The following is an 18,555-nucleotide window of genomic DNA, read 5'->3' on the forward strand; positions in this document are numbered from 1 at the left end:
ACATTATCCACAGAATAAACAAAAAGAAAAAGTCGCCCAAAAAGAAAAAGAACTACTACTAACTGTAACATGAAAACAGGACATTTTAACTTTGGTAAGAACCGGACATTTTAACTTTGGCTTGACACTACCCCAAAAAACCCTTCCCATAGCTCCCTATCTATGATATAATCACAATAACACCAATATAGCTTTATTATACAGGCAAAGGCTATTTTTTTAGGTGGATTATTATGAGAATTGGAAAACTTATTTCAACGCTGATAATAATGACTTTTCTATGGCAGAATGTGGCATTTTGTTCTATAGAGAGAAAGTTTGTGCTTAGGATTCCTTTACGTGGCACAAAACTGATTGAAAAGGTTATAACTAAAAAAGAAAGAGCGAAATCTAGAGTAGGAAAATATATCTCAACCATTACACAAAAAGCAGGAGGCTTTTTCGAAAAGAAATCTAAGAAGAAAGGGCTGGATTTATCAGACCCTTATGCTGAGTTTTTTTCACAGAATATGGATTTAACAGGAAAAATTCTTTTAGAAATAGTAAGAGAGTTAGATAGAAATCCTTTAATATACAAAGAACTTACTTTTGAATTAGCAGCGTTGATGCTAAAGCTAGACGTCAATATAGCAAATCTTGTCTTTTTTGGTTATTCACTTGATATTCATTGCTACGAAGACTACAGAGAGCTTATGCCTATCTTTGGATTAGCGTTAGTTCTGGTTTCACATTTTAACCCTGAAACTGATATTTTTACCAATCCCATGGATAGTGCTGGGAATTGGAATGACCCTAAGCGGAATGTCAATAGAATAATAGGTTTTCTTAGAGAAGAGAAAAGGGCTATACGTTTTGTTGAGATATTTGAAGCTGATAGAGATGATAAAGGCCAGCCTTGGTTTATAGATTCTCAAATAGCTATTCTAGATGCACTTGAGGCTATTGACTACAAAACACCAGCAATTCTTAAAAAAGTAAAAACAAGACTTAATAAGTTAACCACAGATTCTTCGATGAGCGACATAGTTAAAGAAAGGTTAAAAGAAGTCATAGCTGTTTTAGAAGAAGGCGGAAAGAAATCTTTATATAATGAGCTTTACGAGCAAGCTATAAGAGAATTTGAAATTTATAAAGATAGTGTTGAGATAGAAGATTTATCAATTATTAAAATGATAAAGCATATAAAATCAAATATAAAAAAAGGAAATTTTGGCTTTTTTGAAAGAGAAGACCTTGAGGCATATTTTGGTGATCTTGGCAAAAGACGTGACCCAGTAGACATTTATGAAGCAGGCAGTGCTTATAAAAAGAACGAAGCTAAGCTTAAAAAGGAAATAGATTTAGTTCGTATTGATTATGACAAGGCTATAGAGTTTCTCTCAAAAGCAGAAAATTTTGAAAATGTAAAGAAAATGCTAGAGGTTTTAGTGCAACAGCGAATTGCATCGCAAAAGTTATAGATTTGGGGATAAGTGGGGACGTCCTATTTGGGGACACCCTGCGAATTAAAATTCATTCCTATTTTTAATACCCAAGGTTTTTTAACGCGAATGGGTCTTTGCGCCAGTTTTCGTAGACTTTTACCCAGAGGTCGAGGAATACCTTTTTTTGCAGGAGGGTTTCGATTTCTTTTCTTGAATTTTCACCTATCTTTTTTAGCATTTGCCCGTTTTTCCCGATTATTATGGCCTTTTGGTTTTTTCTTTCCACGTAGATGTGAGCCCTGATGTAGCAAAGGTTTTTATTTTCTCTCTCTTTCATCTCTTCCACAGTTACTGCTATTGCATGTGGTACTTCCTGATGAGTCAGCTCCATTATCTTTTCTCTTATGAGTTCCTGGATAAGGAAGCGTTCGCTTTTGTCGCTCAACTGGTCTTCCGGAAATAGGGGATAGCCTTGTGGCAGATATTCCAGGATCTTTTTGAATACGATTTCAGTCCCATCTTTCTTAGACGCGGCTATGGGGATTATCTCTTTAAAGGAAAATTTCGTAGCCTCTTCAATAACTGGAAGCACTAGTCTTTTATCGATCTTGTCCATCTTATTTATGATGAGAAGGGTTTCTTTTTCAGGAGGGAGTTGCTGGAAGATTGCCTTATCCTCTCTAGTGATACCGCTATATGCATCTATCAGCATGAGCACCAGATCTACTTCGAGCAGTGTTGCCGCCGCCTTGCGTACCATTGTTTTTCCAAGAAGCGTGTTTGGCCTGTGCATGCCTGGCGTGTCTATAAAGACTACCTGAAACTCTTTGCCAGAGATTATGCCCTGTATATTATCCCGCGTGGTCTCTGGTTTTTTTGACACAATGCAGAGCTTCTCCTTTACGAGCGCGTTAAGAAGCGTGGACTTCCCCACATTGGGCCTACCGATTATAGCAACCTTCCCTGCCTTAAACATGCCTATATTATACATGTATGTGGTATAATAGGAAGGAAAATGAGTGAGGACATGGGTTACCCCATTCCAAATTCTGAGTGATGCGTAATTTATTTTTTTGGAACTACTTGCGTGCAATTCTAATAAATTGTTCGAAGATCTTTAAGAATTTGGAACGGGGTTCAATTCGCACAGCAACTTATGTTCTCTCACTGCGTTCGTTCCATAAGTTGCGTGCTCATTGAAGGAGGCTACTATGAAGGCATTTTATTTTGCGTTGGCTACAGCAGTGGTGTGGGGAATTGTGCCGATTCTGGAAAAGATGGGTGTGGCGAGAATAGCGCCGCTTGCAGGGGTCATGATACGTTCGTTAGGAGTGATTATAGGTGTGACTTTTCTGGCTGCGTTCAACAGTCAGACCTTTAAGGCTGCCTTAAAAGCAGACCCGCGCACAATATTTTTACTTGTGCTGGGTGGATTTATGGCGAGCATACTCGGTCAGATACTTTTCTATAACGCGCTTAAGACTGGTGAAGCCTCAAAGGTCGTTCCTATAGCAGGCATATATCCCCTGGTTGCGTTTTTGTTAGGGGTTTTATTTTTGGGAGAAGCCGTTACTGTTGCAAAGATGGGCGGTGTGATCTTTGTGATCCTGGGTCTATTTTTGCTGAGGTAGATCTCCTTCGTTTACCTCGATCCTTTTTATCATATTGGATTGACGGTCACTTATATCAAATACAACATCAAGCTCTCCGTCTGAATCCTCGTCCCTTTCCAATTTTATAACCCTGCCGTCGCGATATTGGCTTCGCTGGTCTATCTTGCCGTCATAGTCGCTGTCTATTTCAAATTTGGTGCGCTGGCTATATTCATACCAGGATCTCATATCAACATTTCCATCAAAGTTTAGGTCGATCTCCGTTACCTTTTTGCCTTTTTCTCCATATATAATCCACATATCCAGCGCGCCATCGTAATTTCTGTCAGTTTCTATCTTTACAGGCCGTTCATTCTCAAAATATATCCATAGATCAGTTTTACCATCTTCGTTTTTATCTTCTTCTTTGACCTCTGCGGCATTTGCCACTGGCGCCAGAAGGAACATCATTATAATTAGTCTAAGGATCGTCGTTTTATACATATTTGCCTATTCCAATAAATTATGATACAATCATTCTTATATACATTATATATGAAAAAAGTCAGGATTGCAATTGCGCAGATAAATACCATTGTAGGGGATCTGGTAGGCAATACAGAGAAGATACTGTTCTGTCTAAATGAGTCACTCAAAAAGCGCGCAGACATTGTTGTGTTTCCAGAACTTTCCATAACAGGATATCCACCTGAAGGCCTTGTCTTAAAACCGCATTTCGTAAAAGAAAATCTTAAATGTCTAAATGTGATCGCAAAGGCCGCAAAAGACATCATAGCGATAGTCGGATTTGTGGACCAAAAGGCCAAGGATCTATATAATAGCGCCGCAGTTATAAATAATAAAAAAATAATCCACGTATATCATAAAAGACATCTTCCAAGCTACAGCGTATTTGACGAAAAGCGATATTTTAAGCCTGGCAGAGAGAATGCTCTTTTAAAGGCGAAAGGCTATTCTTTTTCAGTAAATATATGTGAAGACATTTGGACGAAAGAAGATGCTAAAACAAAAGCACTTATAAAGCGCGCGGATTTTCTAATAAACATCTCTGCCTCTCCGTATCATATTGATAAAATAGAAGAGAGGGAGAAACTGTTGCTTGCCAAGGCCAAAAGATTCAAGACGTCTATAATCTACTGTAATCTCATTGGTGGACAGGATGAACTTGTGTTTGATGGCCGCAGCGCCATATTTGGAAAATCCAATAAAATTATAGCAAAGGCCAGGGCCTTTGAAGAGGATTTATTGATAGTCGATTTGCCAGAGTACCTCCGCAACCCCGGAGGTTGCCATTCTGGCAACCTCCGGGGTTGCGGAGGTATGACAAAGATTGAAGAGATCTATTCAGCGCTTGTACTGGGACTGCGTGATTATGTCAGAAAGAATAATTTTAAAAAAGTGGCGTTTGGGCTTTCAGGAGGCATAGATTCTGCACTAGTTGGCGCACTTGCAGTTGAGGCCCTGGGCAAAGCGAATGTCCTGGCGCTTTCCATGCCATCGAAATACTCTTCAGCAGCCACTCAGCAGGATGCTGAAGGGATTGCAAAGAGTCTCGGTGTTAGATTTGCAAAGGTTCCAATAGATAGCATATTTAATGCATATAATAATACACTCCAGACCCACTTTGCCGGCATGGATCCTGATATAACAGAGGAGAATATCCAGGCAAGGATACGCGGGAATATTCTTATGGCGTTTTCAAATAAATTCGGATACCTTGTTCTCAATACAGGCAATAAGAGCGAGACAAGCGTAGGGTATTGTACTCTATATGGAGACATGGCAGGTGGATTTGCCGTGATAAAGGATGTACCTAAGAATCTTGTTTATGAATTAGCGAGATTTGTGAATAAGAAAAAAGAAATTATTCCAAATAGCGTCTTTAAGAGGCCGCCCTCAGCAGAGTTAAGGCCAGGCCAGAAGGATCAGGATAGCTTACCGCCTTATGATTTAGTCGACGCTATAGTCGATCTATACGTAGAAAAGGACAGATCTTTCAGCGATATTATGAAGAAATTAAAGAATAAAGATATTGTCAAAAAGGTTTTAAGTATGATTGATATGAATGAATATAAGCGTCGTCAAGCACCTCCTGGAATAAAAATAAGTCCTCGAGCTTTTGGAAAGGACAGGCGCATGCCTATTACGAATAAGTATAAGGGAGGCAGTATATGAAAGGACAAACCAACGAAGAGGTTTTTATAAATGTGGTCAAAAGGATTAATCTTTATTTAATTATACTAGGTGTAATTTTTCTTGTATATTTTTTAATTCAGATTAAAGTGAATGTATTTTTGTTTCTGCTGGCGCTCTTGAATGTAGGCTTTGCGCTCCTTTCCCACAAGCACCTTATAATAACGAATAGGCTTGCGATTGAGCTGAGGCGCGCAAAAGAATCGCTGGGTGATATTTCAAAAGAGATGAAGGACATACATCCGGACTTACATGCATAGGCGCTTACATTCGATACTCCTAATACCCTTCCTTTTTTTAAGTCTATTTAGCTTTTCAGAGAAAGATGTTTCTATCAGCGCAGAGTCAGCTGTACTTATGTCGCCGATAATGAAAAGAATAGTGTATTCTAAGAATCCTAATCTTAGACTCTCACCCGCCTCTACAACAAAGATAATGACCGCAATTGTAGTTTTAAAAAACTCCTCTCTCGATAAAGAGGTTACTGTCAGCAAGCGTGCCGCTTCAATGGAACCATCCAAGGTCTATATAAAAAAAGACGAGATCTATCTAACAGGGGATTTGCTTAAGGCTTTACTTTTGAACTCTGGAAATGATGCGAGCGTTGCACTTGCCGAGAACGTTGCAGGGTCAGAAGAGGAATTTGTGGAGATGATGAATAAAGCCGCGAAGGGCATAGGGGCTAAAAATACGCATTTCAAGACATCCAATGGTCTTCCTGCAGAAGGCCAGTATTCTACAGCATATGATCTGGCCTTAATAGTGCGCGAGGCAATGAGGCACGAGGAGATTGTTGAAATAATGAAGAAAAAGACGGATCAGATAAAAGAAGTCAGAACCGGAAGGGTTATAAAATTAAGAAGTCACAACAAGAGTCTATGGAAGGATACGCCCTATAAGATGTTAGGAAAGACAGGTTATACCAAAAAGGCAGGCAGTTGCTTTGCAGGATATATAGACTATAATAGATGGAGAAGGCTTATCATAGTGATTTTAAAGAGCAAGACTAAATGGCAAGACCTGGGAGTATTGGCAGAGGCTGCATTGTGAGAAAATCTTTGATTTTAATAATTTTTATATTTTTATTTTGCCGCATATCTATTGCAGCGCCAGTGTACGGGACACACATGCCTAAAGAAAGGCGTTTTACATGCGGGCTAGAAGGGAATTTTATAGTCGATAGGAACCTGGATAATGACGAAGGCGCGACAAGCGGTGATAGATATTTTTTTACTCTCTCGTACGGTATTTTTTCATGGCTCTCGTTTGACGGGAAAATAGGCGTTGGTGATGCAGGCTGGCATAGGATCGGAGCGGATGATCTGAGTTATGCTACTAATTTCGCAGGCGGCTATGGATTTAGGGTGAGAGGATATGAAATAGAGGAATGGGGCATAAAGAGCGTCGCGGGTTTCCAGCATATAAGTGTACATTCTGATGCAAAGAATCAGGGCGGGGATAAACATGATGCAATAATAGATGAGTGGCAAGGCTCTTTGGTTGTTTCTAAGGATATAGGGAGCCTTGTGCCGTATTTCGGCACAAGATACGGCACAGTTGATTTTATAAAATGGCTGAACGAACATGACCGCAAACGCATCCAGTCAGAAAAATACTATGGCCTTATCATAGGCTTAGATTATTGGCTCAGCGACAAAACAAAGATAAATTTAGAATGTGATTTTCTGGATGGCGAGGAGTTCGCGCTAGGTTTTAGCCGTGATTTTTGACAACCTTTTATTTCAATAATTCCTTCGAGAATATATTGTCAAGGCCAAGGATGCATGCCGGGTCTAAAGATTTTTTTAAGGCTGCCATTTGCTCGATATTCTTTTTTCCGTACATGGCCTCGAGAAATGCGTGTTTTAGCTTTCCTATACCGTGCTCCGCTGAAACTGTACCGCCTAAGCTAACAGCCTTTTTTACAAAATCCATATAGATAGATCTACTCTTCGCAAATTCTGCCTCGGTCTTTGGGAGCATGTTTACATGCATGTGATTTTCACCTATATGGCCGAAGATTACAAATGCGATTTTTGAAGGGATAAGCCTTTCTTTATAGAACGCGAACATCTCAGGGAAAGACCCTTCAGGCACAGCTATATCTGTGCCGACCTTTGGAAGTTTATTTGTTTTTACTATCTCGTTTATCATCTCAGGTAGGGCATGTCTGAATTCTCTTAATTTTTCTCTTTCTTTTTCAGAATCCGCGAAGAAGGATTTTTCTGCGAGGGCGCTATGTCTTTCAAGTAGCCCCATCCATGATTCTGTGATAGAGGCCTCATCTTCTTTTTTATAGTCCTGCTCGAAATATACCATTGCCTTAGAGTCTGTGGGTATGTTTTTATGCTTTTGCCGTAGCAGGTCCAGAGAATTTTCATCCATGTATTCCAGAGAGAGGGCCTTTCTGGTCTTAGCGTCTTTTACAAAACTCAAGGCGTCTTTTTCGCTTGGAAAGAAGCTGAAAAAACTCATTACAGCTTCAGGCGTTTTGCCAAGCAAGAGAGATACCTCTGTAATGACTCCCAGCGTTCCTTCATGCCCAATGAATAAGTCTATCATATCCATATTATCTTTTACGTAATAGCCTGCGGCGTTTTTTATAGCAGGCATGGAATACGTCGGTATCATTAATTTCAATTCTCTTTCCTTAAATTTTAAAGATATATTCTCACCTTTTTTAATAAAAAATTCCCCGCGCTTTATATTCAGGATGTCGCCGCTTGAGAGCATTATTTTTAATTTTTTTACATAGTTGCGCGTGGGTCCGTATTTAAAACCTTTTGCGCCTGACGCATTTGTTGAAATCGTACCGCCTACAAATGCATTTGGCTCTGTGGGGTCAGGCAGGTACATAAGACCTTTTTTAGAAAGCTGTATTTGTAATTCTGATAGCCTTACGCCTGTCTGGACTGTTGCTATAGAGTTTTTTTCATCTATGTCAATTATTTTATTAAGCGAATCTGTGGCGAGAATCGAGCCTCCAAATGGAACCCTTGCGCCAGTCACGCCTGTACCACCGCCTGAGACAGTCAGTGGAGTATTTCTACTTGAGGCATCCCTGAGGATATCAATTGTATCTTTCTCATCCTCGGGTATTAAGACCTCGTCGGCATAACCCCCTCTCAATCCTGATTCATCCTCAAAATAAGACTTGATAATATCCGCATCTCTCTTTATAATCATAGCTATAATCTAACACACGAAGGAAATATTTACAATGGCGACTTTTTTAAGTTTGATTATTGGCGCATTAGCAGGCGTAGCCAGTGGTTTTTTTGGCATAGGCGGGGCAGTAATAATAGTGCCGATGCTAGTGTATCTATTTAAGTTCCCGCAGCATTATGCGCAGGGCACTGCACTTGTTGCGCTTCTTCTGCCTATAGGTGTCCTGGCAGTCATCCGATATTACCATGCAGGAAATGTAAATATAAAGATGGGCCTGTTTATAAGTCTTGGATTTTTTATAGGCGGATTTTTAGGAGCGCATTTAGCGCATTTATTGCCGCAGTTGGTCCTTAAAAGGCTTTTTGGAGTCTTGCTCTTAGGTCTTTCTGCATACATGCTGATAGGTAAATAATGATAAAACCTAATCCTTTTACACCGCAGTCAGGATGGGAGCCGCGCATATTTGGCGGCAGAGAAGAGAACCTTTCTCTTTTTAAATCCAATCTGGAGAATGCGATTTCAGTCAGGCCAAATCATTTAGTTGTACTGGGAGAGTGGGGTATAGGCAAGACCTCTCTTCTTAAGCAGTTCAGGAGGATCGCCCAGGAGCAAGGGTATCCATCATGTTTTTGTTCCCTTTCGAGATTTACAAAGAATGACAGGCCTTTAAACGCCATTCATCTTATTGCTGAAGAGATGCTCATGGGTTTTCCAAGCTCTGGCGCAGATTCAGAAAAATTCCTAAAGGAATTTTCTAAAAGAAAATCGCTTGCTCAGGCGCAGACGCATTTCACAAAATTTCTTCTAGAGCTCTGGAAAACGCTGGATACAAAACTGGCAGTGGTTATGCTGGATGACCTGCAGAATCTTTTGCCTATCTCGAATACGATCGATATCTTAAGAGCTGTCCTGAGTAAGGATGAAGTCATTCGCAATACGCGATTTTTATTCGTACTTTCTTCTACACCAGCTGGTTGGTCGAGCTTTTTAGATAAACACGACCCTGTGGGCAGGTTTTTCAGAAAACGCATGAATGTTGGGAATCTGGATAAGAAAGAGGTCGCGGGGACTGTTAGTCAGACTTTGCAGGATACAGGCGTAGATTTTGAAGAAGGCGTAAAGGATAAGATATTTGATCATACAGGCGGCCATCCTTATGAGGTGCAGCTTTTATCCAGTCACCTATATGACGGGCAAATAGAAGGAAAGGTGGGGCACCAGGTGTGGGATAATGCGCTTGGCAGTACCTTGAAGGAACTGGGAAGAGATTATTTTAATACATTGTTTTCCAGGGCGAGCGACAGAGAAAGGGATCTATTAAGGATGCTCTCTGAAGAGAAAAAGCCGCTTTCCCTAAAGGATTTCAGGACGATGATGATAGTAGGCAAGCACGCGAAAAAGTTTCCGGTCGCGAACATAAAGAATTTTCTTTACAGATTGGAAGAAAAAGGCATTATAAGTAGGAATGAAAAAGGGAGTTTTGACATCCCTGATCGGATGTTCAGGGAATTTGTTTTAAGAAAGGAGAACGAGAAATGAAGGTCAAGGTAGATGCAGAGCTGTGTGTTGGTTGTGGTTTATGCGTTAATACGTCTCCAGAGCTCTTTGAGATGAAAGAAGATAAGGCAATTCTAAAGACAAAGACAGACTCAGTCCCTGCTGGACAAGAAGAATCCTGCAAGCAGTCCAAAGACGAATGCCCTGTCGATGCGATTATTATAGATTAATTTTTCTTAGACAAGATCCTTCGGAAGCAGAAGATGGCGAGAGATATGATGCTTATCCACGATATAGAGAGTATCAGCCAGCCAAATACGTTCATTTCTTAGTCTTTCTTCGCGCTCGTTTTTTCCACGCGATTCTAACCATAATACCAAGCGTCAGAAACATACCTATAAGCATAAGCCGTATACCTAATACATACGGCTTATCTACTTCGCTTATACCCTTCATCATTATTGTAGGAATACCATGCTGGTAAAACCAGAATCCAAGTATACAGAATAAAAATAAAGGCGTTATGTATTTTATTATGAACTTGTAGATCTCTGGTATCTTAAGGTCTGCGCCGTGATGCATCTCTTCCCAAGCCTTTTCTATGCCAAATACCCAGCCGAAAAGGATTGTTTCAATTGTAGCGAAAAGTACGAGGCAGAATGTGCCTCCCCAGAAATCTAATTCGTTCACTGCGCCGTGTTTTAAAAATAATATAGCTGGCTGACAGAGTATAAAAGAGATTATGCCAAAGATAATGACTGCTTTTTTCTTTGAGATATTGAACTCATCCTCGAGAAACGCGATGCTGGGCTGCGCAAGAGATACAGAAGATGTAATACCTGCCAGGAATAAAAGTGTAAACCACATACATCCAAAAAACGCGCTCAGCGCGATCTTCTGGAATATTAGAGGCATTGTGACAAACCCGAGATTAAACGCGCCGCCTGCCGCAATAGCCTGTATCTTGTGCGGTCCAAAGAATATGTACGCCGCTGGTATTATAATGGACGAGCCAAGTATGATCTCGGCAAATTCATTTGTGCTCGCGGCTGTCAGGCCTGAGAGCGCGACATCATCTGTCTTTTTAAGGTAGCTCGCGTAGGTCAATATTACGCCTATACCTACGCTGAGCGTGAAGAATATCTGTCCAGCTGCCGCGAGCCAAACCTTCGCGTTTTTTAATGAAGCAAAATCAGGATTCCATAGGAAACCCAAGCCATTTACTATATTCCATTCGGGCCTTGATGGATCAGGTGTACCTAAGGTCAAGACCCTTACAGCTATTATTATGCCGAATATTAAAAGCGCTGGCATTGCGATCTTGCAGAGCTTTTCAATGCCTCCGGAAATGCCTTTATAGATGATAAACATGTTGATGATAAATGTTATGAGGAAGAATAGATACGCGGATTGCATATTTGAGAAAAACTGGTTTTTCTCAATGCCTTGGAACCCGCGTAAGAGCGACATCATGCTTTCCTGGTCAGCAAGCTGCCCGTATTTCCCAACTGCTGAAAAAACAGCATAGGCAAGTGTCCATGACGCGATATAGTTATAGTAGATGAAGATTACAAGTGGGCCAAAGATCCCAATAATACCAAAGTATTTTATGAAGCGGTTTTTCTCCCACATGGTATTAAAGATCCCGGGCGCGGTGCCATGGCCAAACCCGCCGCCAAGTCTCCCAACTGTCCATTCTATCCACATTAGCGGTATGCCGAGTAGAAGAAGAGAGATAAAATAAGGTATCATGAACGCGCCGCCGCCATTCTGCGCAGCCTGCACAGGAAACCTCAAGAAGTTCCCCAACCCCACAGCACTCCCAGCAACAGCCATGATAATACCAATCCGAGATTTCCAACTATCCCGCTTTCGCATATAGAAAAGTATACTTATAAAATCCTTATCTGTCAAATCCTCTAAAGTAGACAAAACAGTCAGTGACTGTTTTGTCTACTTTAGGGAGAACAGAGGGGCTTTGCTTGACATATGTGGTAGATAGGTTAGAATATTATATATATGTCAGGGTTTGATAAATTCTATAAAGAACTTAATGTAGAGCAGAAGATGGCTGTAGATACAGTGGATGGGCCGGTGTTGGTCCTTGCCGGGCCTGGGACTGGGAAGACTCAGCTTTTATCTGTTCGTGCCGCTAATATTATCCGTACGGAAAAGGTCCTGCCTGAGAATATTCTGATTCTTACCTATACAAATGCCGCTACAAAGACCATGAAGGAGCGTTTGGCAAAGATCATTGGGTTTAAGGGCTATGACGTGCATGTTTCTACCTTCCATAGTTTCGCTAACTCCATAATACTTGATTCAGAAGAGGCCTCGAATTATATCCAGGAGAGGATTCAGATCACAGATATCGAGAATCTAAAGGCCATAGAATATGTACTGGATCATTCTAAGGATGTTTCTGATATAAGGCCTTTTCGCGCGCCATATACATACGTTAGGGAGATACAAAAAAGGATAAGCGACCTTAAGAGAGAAGGCATAAGCCCGGAAGAATTTTCTAAATACGTTAAAGACATAAAACCTGACAATGTATATGTTGAGCAAAAACATATCCCGCGCATAAAGGCACTGGCAATCGTCTATAGCCAGTATGAAAAACTCAAGGAAGGAAAAAATAAAGACATATTCGACGAGCGCGGGAGATATGACTATGACGACATGATCATGATCGCGATGGACGCGATAAATAAAGAAAAGCTACTTAAAGAAAAATATCAGCAGCTTTATAAATACATAATGGTGGACGAGTTCCAGGACACAAATGGCGCACAGCTTAAATTCTTATTCTCTCTTATAAAGGATGCGCATTCTAATCTCTGCTGCGTAGGAGATGATGACCAGTCTATCTATCGGTTCCAGGGCGCAAGCATCGCTAACTTTAAAGAACTAAAAAAGAAATTCAAGGATCTGAAAACAATTTCCCTTAAAGACAATTACCGCTCAGTAAAAGAGATCATAGACCTTTCGCAGAACCTCATAAAAGAACTTCCTCAAAATGAGCGCATAGGAGAAAAATCCCTTATATCAAAAGTAGATTTTAAGAAAAAATCAATAGAATACAGGGAATTTACCGCTAATGAAGAAGAGCTCTGTTTTATCGTCGAGCGGATAAAGCAGTTATGCGCTAAAGAAAAAGGCCTTTCTTACGACGACATTGCGGTATTAGTAAGAAAGAGAAGCCTGATCCCGAGGATAATAGACGCGTTGCTTCAGGCAGGCATCCCGTATGCTACTGATGGGAAAGAAGACATAAGAAGCGAGATGCGCGTAAGACAGATGCTGGATATCCTGGAGCTTGCGAGCATTGAACCTCAGGATTTTGGGGAAAGAGACAGGATCTTATATAAGATCCTCATAGCTGATTATTTCGAGATCCCGCACAAGGATATCCTGGATTTTATAAACAAGGTCAATAAGAAAAAGAAAAATAGAGAAAATGTTACGCTTCTCTCAGAATTTTTTAAAGACAAAGATTTTAAAGATACAGCTGCCATAATAGAAAAATTCTTAAAAGAGAGTCTGTTTAAACCTGTGCATGCAGTGCTCATGGAATACATCAGGGACGCAGGGATCTATAAATATATCCTTAAGACCTACGACAAGGATGAAGTCTTAAGGATCAGGCAGGTACGCGGCCTTGCTTCGTTCGTAAACATGGTAAAGGAATATGATCTTTCAAATCCTGGCATAGATTTGAAGAAATTCATAGAGGAGATCAAGACGCGCAACGAACATAATCTCGCTATCCAGGGAGAGCTTGTCACAATGACGCAGAATGGCGTAAGGATCTTTACTGCGCATGCCTCAAAGGGGCAGGAATTCCACAGCGTGATAATTCCTTTTTGCCTGCAGGACGATAGCTGGCCCATAAAACCAATGCCTGATAAGATCCCTCTTGGACCTGAGATACTGGGAGGCATTGAAAAGGTGGATAGTAAAGAAAGAATAAAAAAGTTGAGATTCTATGACGAGACAAGACTTTTTTATGTGGCCATAAGCAGAGCAAAGAGCAATATACTTTTTACATGCAGCCCTAAAGAGAACAAGATCTCCAGTTCGTTTATCCATAGATTGGATCTAGAGACCAAGGAGAACTTCTTTAAGGAGGAGGATGTACTGGCCGGATCTTTGATCAAAGCGGATTTTAAAGATCCTTTTGTAGGCACTGAGAAGATCCTGGGTGATATGGTCAAGGATATGACTTTGAATCCCACAAGCATAAATAACTATCTATACTGCAGGAGAAAATTTCTCTATGACAATGTCCTGATGCTTCCAGGCGCAAAGAAACAGAGCCTGATCTTTGGTAATGCAGTGCATGAGGGCCTGGAGCATGTGTACGGGCATTTTATGAAGACAGATAAATTTCCGGATTTTCAGTTTTTTAAAGATAGATTTTCTGACGCGTTGAAATACCAGGGCCCTGAGAAGGCAATAGAGCTTCGCTGTAAAGAACAGTTCGAGGGGTTGAGGAGATTTTTTAGCAGGATATCTTCAAATCCTGTCAAGCCTATTGGTCTGGAGAATCGTATGCCAATAAATATTGACGGCATTATCATTACTGGAAAATACGATAGATTAGACATAGAAGACAATAATGAAAAATCACTTCGCGTAGTAGACTATAAAACAGGCCAGCCAAGGAATCATGCAAAGGGTATCTTCCAGTGCAAGAGCCTGGAGGATGAATCCTGCGATGGTTATCTTCGTCAGCTCGCGTGCTATAAACTTTTATACGAAAAGGACAAGACGCGAAAGGACAATGATCTATTTGTGAGTCATGGCGTGGTGATATTCGTAGAGCCTGCAAAAGAGGATGTGCGCAGTTATGGAATAAAAAAGGGCGAGCCCACTGAATTTAAGGTCGAACTCAGGGAAGAAATGGTAGATGAAATGGTAGGCATAATAAAGAGTGTTTGGGCAAGCGTGCAGGATCTGCATTTTGAAAAATTAGAGGAACGCGACAAGAAAAAATGCAACTGGTGTGACTTTGATCACATATGTTGGAAATAAGGGGGATTTCATGAGGAGATTTTTTATTATTTTTATGACAGCAGTTTTAATCTCGGGTTGCAATATTGTTCCTAAGTCGATGCAGTACCAGAAAGAGGAAGAAAAGACTATAGGCAGCGTGGATGTGGTCAATCCTCTTGTGGAAGAGGCGCAGATCGTGCTGGATAGTCTAGGATATAACGCCGGGACCATGGATGGCAAAATGGGCAAAAAGACCAGACAGGCCATAAAGGAATTTCAGGAGTCCATAGGCTTGAGGAGCACAGGTTATATTGATAAACGCACCTGGATGGCAGTAGAGGATATAATGAGAGAGAGTGAGAGGCGCGACCTGAAAAAGGATTATAATATAGAGGTGAGGAGCCCGTATTTAGAAGAGATCTATGATTCTGAGAGTAAGTTAGGAGTTACAACAAGACAAATACAGACTGCTTTAAAAAATGCCGGATTTGACCCAGGCACTATAGACGGGAAATCAGGACCAAGGACGCAGCAGGCAATAAAGGAGTTCCAGCGCACAAAGGGCCTGAAGATAGATGGTAAGGTCGGTGCGCAGACATGGACAGAACTGGGCAAGTATCTTAAATAAACTTTTAGTCTTGCGATAAGTTGACACAGTTTAGGGGGGTGAGTTTGATGAACTATATAAAGACGGGCATGCTATTGGTTCTTTTGACAATGCTCTTTGTATGGATAGGCGGTTATTTCGGGGGTCAGTCTGGCGCGACGTTCGCATTTGTGTTTGCGCTTTTGATGAATTTTGGCGCGTATTGGTTCAGCGACAGAATAGTACTTGCCATGCATAAGGCCAAAGAGGTTTCTCCGAAGGAAGTACCTGAACTCTATAACATAGTCAGGGAGCTAAGTTCCAATGCAAAGCTTCCCATGCCAAAATTATATATAACGCCGCAGAATTCTCCAAATGCCTTTGCAACAGGCCGTAACCCAAAGCATTCAGCAGTATGCGTTACGCAGGGCATTCTGAATCTCCTGAATCGCGAAGAATTAAAAGGAGTTGTAGCTCATGAATTGTCACATATAAAAAATAGAGACACGTTGATAATGACTGTTGCAGCGACTATTGCAGGGGCGATTACTATGCTTGCATACTGGGCAAGATGGGTCGTGATATTAGGAGGAAGAGGAAGAAATAGAGACAGCAATGTCATTGGATATCTTTTTATGCTTATAGTTGCGCCAATCGCGGCAATGCTTATACAGCTTGCGATATCGCGCTCCAGGGAATACGCGGCTGATAAAAGGGCCGCGTTTATTGCGAGAGACCATATAGGTCTTGTAAATGCGCTTTTAAAATTAGAAAAAGGCGCACAGGCTCATCCTATGCAGGCAAGCCAGGCCACAGCGCATCTTTTTATAGTAAATCCATTGCGCGGCCAGGCACTGGCAAGACTTTTCAGCACGCACCCGCCAATACAGGAGAGAGTAAAGAGGCTGAAGAATATAAATCTATAGCTATCGGAAGTTACTTAATGTTATGGAATGTTTCGTAAGGTTATGGAAGGTTACAAAAAATACTGTGATTTAAAGATTTTTTATGCAACTTTCCATAACATTCCATAACTTTCCGAAACCTTAAGTAACATCCTAATTGCTAAAAAACTGGGAGGGTGAATATGGTAGAGTTTAGTCCTAAATATGGACAGGATATCAGGGAGATCAATGAAAAAGTCAAACAGGCTAGTCTTTTTGTGCAGCAGATCAATGCGGAGCTTTCAAAGGTCATTGTTGGCCAAAAGTATGCAGTAGACAGGCTCATGATAGCGCTTCTTGCCAACGGCCATATATTGATCGAAGGTGTGCCGGGCCTGGCAAAGACGCTTGCCGTCAAGACTCTTTCAAACTGCATCCAGACAAAATTCCAGCGTCTTCAGTTTACACCTGATCTATTGCCGGCTGATTTGATCGGTACGCTTGTGTATAATCCAAAGGATGGTAAGTTTACCACGAAAAAAGGCCCTATCTTCGCAAATCTGATTCTGGCAGACGAGATAAATAGGGCGCCAGCAAAAGTACAGAGCGCGCTTTTAGAGGCAATGCAAGAGCGTCAGATTACGATAGGAGAGAATACTTTTAAATTAGATGATCCATTTCTTGTCCTGGCCACTCAGAATCCAATAGAACAGGAAGGCACATACCCTCTTCCGGAAGCGCAGATCGATAGGTTCATGCTCAAGATAAAAATGGACTATCCTAATAAAAAAGAAGAAAAAGAGATCATGGAGCGCATGGCAGGGCATGTACCAGCTGAAGTACGATCGATTGTTTCTCCAAAAGATATCATAAAGGCAAGAGAGATAGTCAGCCAGGTCTATATAGACGATAAGATAAAAGATTATATAGTGGATCTTGTCTATGCAACGCGAAGGCCTGAAGAGTATAATCTGGATATAAAAAGCCTGATTTCGTATGGCGCTTCTCCGCGCGCATCTATATATCTAAATATAGCCGCTCGCGCGCACGCCTTTATCCGCGGCAGAGGTTATGTAATACCTGAGGATGTGAAAGAGATCGGCATGGATGTCCTGCGTCACCGCATTATTGTTACCTATGAAGCAGAAGCAGAAGAAATGACAAGCGAAGACATTGTAAAACGTGTGTTTGATGAAATAGAAGTACCATAGAGACAATGGCCTTTAATAAGTAAGGCAGGCTTTAGCCTGCCTTAATAGAAAAAGGCCATTGCTACAATCTGTAGGGCAGACTTTAGTCTGCCAAACCCATAATGATTCCGAAGGAAATCCTTAAAAAAGTCAGGCAGATCGAGATTCGGACAGGTCGGCTTGTGAATAATGTGTTTGCCGGTAAGTATGGGTCTGTGTTCAAGGGCCGCGGCATGGAATTCCACGAGGTGCGGGAATACGTGCCAGGTGACGACATCCGCTCCATCGACTGGAATGTGACAGCCCGTGCAGGCAATCCCTATGTCAAGAAATTCGTGGAAGAAAGAGAGCTCACAGTTTTACTAATGGCAGACTTGAGCTCATCGGGTGATTTTGGCACAAAAAACAAGATGAAGAAAGAGATAATGGCGGAGATAGGCGCTGTCCTTGCATTTAGCGCAATCAAGAATAATGATAAGGTCGGACTTTTGCTTTTTACAGACCATGTGGAAAAATTTATCACGCCTAAAAAAGGAAAGGCCCATGTCCTGAGGGTTATACGGGAGTTATTGTACTATAAGCCAAAGGGCAAAAAGACCAGCATCAATGCCGCCATTGAATATCTGGGAAAGGTTTTAAAAAAGAAGACTGTAATATTTCTCATATCAGATTTTATAGATTCTGACTATGAAAAGCGGTTGAGGATCTTAAATAAGCGTCATGATGTCATAGCCATACCTATTTCTGACCCGAGAGAGATGGCTCTTCCTGACGTGGGACTCATAGAATTTGAAGATGCTGAAACAGGCGAGGTGGTTTATCTGGACACGTCAGATGATTTACTGAAAAAAGAATTTAAAAAGAGAAAATACTCTTTTATTGAAGAGCGCAACAGGATATTTAGATCCGTAGGAGTTGATTCTGTAGAGATATCCACGGACAGACCTTACATAAAACCCCTTATGCTTTTTTTCAAGGCACGTTCCAAAAGATTCAGATGAG

At 41.1% G+C, this 18,555-nt stretch carries 18 protein-coding genes; 14 read left to right on the top strand and 4 right to left on the bottom strand.

Annotation, left to right across the window (positions count from 1 at the left end; genetic code table 11):
- Nucleotides 1-233: 233 nt before the first annotated feature.
- A complete protein-coding gene (locus P9L93_04290) occupies nt 234-1,460 on the top strand; it encodes a hypothetical protein (protein ID MDP8230305.1) in 1,227 nt (408 codons plus the stop codon).
- A gap of 64 nt (nt 1,461-1,524) precedes the next feature.
- On the opposite strand, the gene era is transcribed toward P9L93_04290, so the two are convergent.
- Nucleotides 1,525-2,415, bottom strand: a complete 891-nt coding sequence (gene era, locus P9L93_04295; GenBank protein ID MDP8230306.1) for a GTPase Era — start codon at nt 2,413-2,415, stop codon at nt 1,525-1,527.
- Nucleotides 2,416-2,635: 220 nt separating this feature from the next.
- On the opposite strand from era, the gene P9L93_04300 reads away from it, so the two are divergent.
- The gene (locus tag P9L93_04300; protein ID MDP8230307.1) at nt 2,636-3,055 is read left to right on the top strand and encodes an EamA family transporter; all 420 of its coding nucleotides are present in this window, start codon (nt 2,636-2,638) and stop codon (nt 3,053-3,055) included.
- Here the strand turns inward: P9L93_04300 and P9L93_04305 are convergent.
- Nucleotides 3,038-3,487, bottom strand: a complete 450-nt coding sequence (locus P9L93_04305) for a hypothetical protein (GenBank protein ID MDP8230308.1) — start codon at nt 3,485-3,487, stop codon at nt 3,038-3,040. The genes P9L93_04300 and P9L93_04305 overlap by 18 nt on opposite strands.
- A gap of 84 nt (nt 3,488-3,571) precedes the next feature.
- On the opposite strand from P9L93_04305, the gene P9L93_04310 reads away from it, so the two are divergent.
- The 4 genes from P9L93_04310 to P9L93_04325 are packed head-to-tail and all read left to right on the top strand — an operon-like array spanning nt 3,572 to nt 6,960.
- Nucleotides 3,572-5,212, top strand: coding sequence for an NAD+ synthase (locus tag P9L93_04310; GenBank protein MDP8230309.1), 1,641 nt, complete (start codon nt 3,572-3,574; stop codon nt 5,210-5,212).
- Nucleotides 5,209-5,490 carry a hypothetical protein gene (locus P9L93_04315; protein MDP8230310.1) on the top strand — a complete coding sequence of 94 codons (282 nt, stop codon included), beginning with the start codon at nt 5,209-5,211 and terminating at the stop codon, nt 5,488-5,490. Before P9L93_04310 ends, P9L93_04315 begins: the two co-directional genes overlap by 4 nt.
- Nucleotides 5,483-6,280: a D-alanyl-D-alanine carboxypeptidase family protein gene (locus P9L93_04320; protein ID MDP8230311.1), complete on the top strand. Its 798-nt coding sequence runs from the start codon at nt 5,483-5,485 to the stop codon at nt 6,278-6,280. The genes P9L93_04315 and P9L93_04320 overlap by 8 nt, the downstream gene beginning before the upstream one ends.
- The gene (locus P9L93_04325) at nt 6,241-6,960 is read left to right on the top strand and encodes a hypothetical protein (protein ID MDP8230312.1); all 720 of its coding nucleotides are present in this window, start codon (nt 6,241-6,243) and stop codon (nt 6,958-6,960) included. The genes P9L93_04320 and P9L93_04325 overlap by 40 nt, the downstream gene beginning before the upstream one ends.
- Before the next feature lie 7 nt (nt 6,961-6,967).
- On the opposite strand, the gene P9L93_04330 is transcribed toward P9L93_04325, so the two are convergent.
- Nucleotides 6,968-8,416, bottom strand: coding sequence for an FAD-binding oxidoreductase (locus P9L93_04330; GenBank protein ID MDP8230313.1), 1,449 nt, complete (start codon nt 8,414-8,416; stop codon nt 6,968-6,970).
- A 34-nt stretch (nt 8,417-8,450) separates the two neighbouring features.
- Between P9L93_04330 and P9L93_04335 the strand changes: the two genes are divergently transcribed.
- The 3 genes from P9L93_04335 to P9L93_04345 are packed head-to-tail and all read left to right on the top strand — an operon-like array spanning nt 8,451 to nt 10,125.
- The gene (locus P9L93_04335) at nt 8,451-8,810 is read left to right on the top strand and encodes a sulfite exporter TauE/SafE family protein (protein ID MDP8230314.1); all 360 of its coding nucleotides are present in this window, start codon (nt 8,451-8,453) and stop codon (nt 8,808-8,810) included.
- Nucleotides 8,810-9,937 carry an AAA family ATPase gene (locus P9L93_04340; protein MDP8230315.1) on the top strand — a complete coding sequence of 376 codons (1,128 nt, stop codon included), beginning with the start codon at nt 8,810-8,812 and terminating at the stop codon, nt 9,935-9,937. Before P9L93_04335 ends, P9L93_04340 begins: the two co-directional genes overlap by 1 nt.
- Nucleotides 9,934-10,125, top strand: coding sequence for a ferredoxin (locus tag P9L93_04345; GenBank protein MDP8230316.1), 192 nt, complete (start codon nt 9,934-9,936; stop codon nt 10,123-10,125). The genes P9L93_04340 and P9L93_04345 overlap by 4 nt, the downstream gene beginning before the upstream one ends.
- A 91-nt stretch (nt 10,126-10,216) precedes the next feature.
- Here P9L93_04345 and P9L93_04350 read toward each other — a convergent pair whose 3' ends face one another.
- Entirely contained in the window at nt 10,217-11,773 is a 1,557-nt protein-coding gene (locus P9L93_04350; protein MDP8230317.1) for a sodium-dependent transporter, read from the bottom strand.
- Between the two features lie 141 nt (nt 11,774-11,914).
- Between P9L93_04350 and P9L93_04355 the strand changes: the two genes are divergently transcribed.
- The 5 genes from P9L93_04355 (at nt 11,915) to P9L93_04375 (ending at nt 18,554) form a co-directional block, all read left to right on the top strand.
- A complete protein-coding gene (locus P9L93_04355; GenBank protein ID MDP8230318.1) occupies nt 11,915-14,932 on the top strand; it encodes an ATP-dependent DNA helicase in 3,018 nt (1,005 codons plus the stop codon).
- A 10-nt stretch (nt 14,933-14,942) separates the two neighbouring features.
- On the top strand, nt 14,943-15,521 hold the full coding sequence (locus P9L93_04360; GenBank protein ID MDP8230319.1) for a peptidoglycan-binding protein: 579 nt from the start codon (nt 14,943-14,945) through the stop codon (nt 15,519-15,521).
- A 47-nt stretch (nt 15,522-15,568) separates the two neighbouring features.
- Entirely contained in the window at nt 15,569-16,405 is an 837-nt protein-coding gene (locus tag P9L93_04365; protein MDP8230320.1) for a zinc metalloprotease HtpX, read from the top strand.
- A gap of 161 nt (nt 16,406-16,566) precedes the next feature.
- Nucleotides 16,567-17,574, top strand: coding sequence for a MoxR family ATPase (locus P9L93_04370; protein ID MDP8230321.1), 1,008 nt, complete (start codon nt 16,567-16,569; stop codon nt 17,572-17,574).
- Nucleotides 17,575-17,675: 101 nt separating this feature from the next.
- Nucleotides 17,676-18,554, top strand: a complete 879-nt coding sequence (locus P9L93_04375; GenBank protein MDP8230322.1) for a DUF58 domain-containing protein — start codon at nt 17,676-17,678, stop codon at nt 18,552-18,554.
- The last annotated feature ends 1 nt before the right edge of the window (nt 18,555 follow it).

It is taken from the genome of Candidatus Gorgyraea atricola (assembly GCA_030765235.1).
GTDB classification, from domain to species: Bacteria; Omnitrophota; Gorgyraeia; order Gorgyraeales; family Gorgyraeaceae; genus Gorgyraea; species Gorgyraea atricola.

What these genes read in the sequence shown, in the direction of transcription:
- P9L93_04305 (MDP8230308.1), bottom strand. Translation starts at nt 3,487, where the DNA reads ATGATGTTCCTTCTGGCGCCAGTGGCAAATGCCGCAGAGGTCAAAGAA.
- P9L93_04290 (MDP8230305.1), top strand. Translation starts at nt 234, where the DNA reads ATGAGAATTGGAAAACTTATTTCAACGCTGATAATAATGACTTTTCTA.
- P9L93_04360 (MDP8230319.1), top strand. Translation starts at nt 14,943, where the DNA reads ATGAGGAGATTTTTTATTATTTTTATGACAGCAGTTTTAATCTCGGGT.
- era (MDP8230306.1), bottom strand. Translation starts at nt 2,415, where the DNA reads ATGTATAATATAGGCATGTTTAAGGCAGGGAAGGTTGCTATAATCGGT.
- P9L93_04375 (MDP8230322.1), top strand. Translation starts at nt 17,676, where the DNA reads ATGATTCCGAAGGAAATCCTTAAAAAAGTCAGGCAGATCGAGATTCGG.
- P9L93_04325 (MDP8230312.1), top strand. Translation starts at nt 6,241, where the DNA reads ATGGCAAGACCTGGGAGTATTGGCAGAGGCTGCATTGTGAGAAAATCT.
- P9L93_04330 (MDP8230313.1), bottom strand. Translation starts at nt 8,416, where the DNA reads ATGATTATAAAGAGAGATGCGGATATTATCAAGTCTTATTTTGAGGAT.
- P9L93_04315 (MDP8230310.1), top strand. Translation starts at nt 5,209, where the DNA reads ATGAAAGGACAAACCAACGAAGAGGTTTTTATAAATGTGGTCAAAAGG.
- P9L93_04320 (MDP8230311.1), top strand. Translation starts at nt 5,483, where the DNA reads ATGCATAGGCGCTTACATTCGATACTCCTAATACCCTTCCTTTTTTTA.
- P9L93_04355 (MDP8230318.1), top strand. Translation starts at nt 11,915, where the DNA reads ATGTCAGGGTTTGATAAATTCTATAAAGAACTTAATGTAGAGCAGAAG.
- P9L93_04370 (MDP8230321.1), top strand. Translation starts at nt 16,567, where the DNA reads ATGGTAGAGTTTAGTCCTAAATATGGACAGGATATCAGGGAGATCAAT.
- P9L93_04340 (MDP8230315.1), top strand. Translation starts at nt 8,810, where the DNA reads ATGATAAAACCTAATCCTTTTACACCGCAGTCAGGATGGGAGCCGCGC.
- P9L93_04350 (MDP8230317.1), bottom strand. Translation starts at nt 11,773, where the DNA reads ATGCGAAAGCGGGATAGTTGGAAATCTCGGATTGGTATTATCATGGCT.
- P9L93_04365 (MDP8230320.1), top strand. Translation starts at nt 15,569, where the DNA reads ATGAACTATATAAAGACGGGCATGCTATTGGTTCTTTTGACAATGCTC.
- P9L93_04310 (MDP8230309.1), top strand. Translation starts at nt 3,572, where the DNA reads ATGAAAAAAGTCAGGATTGCAATTGCGCAGATAAATACCATTGTAGGG.
- P9L93_04300 (MDP8230307.1), top strand. Translation starts at nt 2,636, where the DNA reads ATGAAGGCATTTTATTTTGCGTTGGCTACAGCAGTGGTGTGGGGAATT.
- P9L93_04335 (MDP8230314.1), top strand. Translation starts at nt 8,451, where the DNA reads ATGGCGACTTTTTTAAGTTTGATTATTGGCGCATTAGCAGGCGTAGCC.
- P9L93_04345 (MDP8230316.1), top strand. Translation starts at nt 9,934, where the DNA reads ATGAAGGTCAAGGTAGATGCAGAGCTGTGTGTTGGTTGTGGTTTATGC.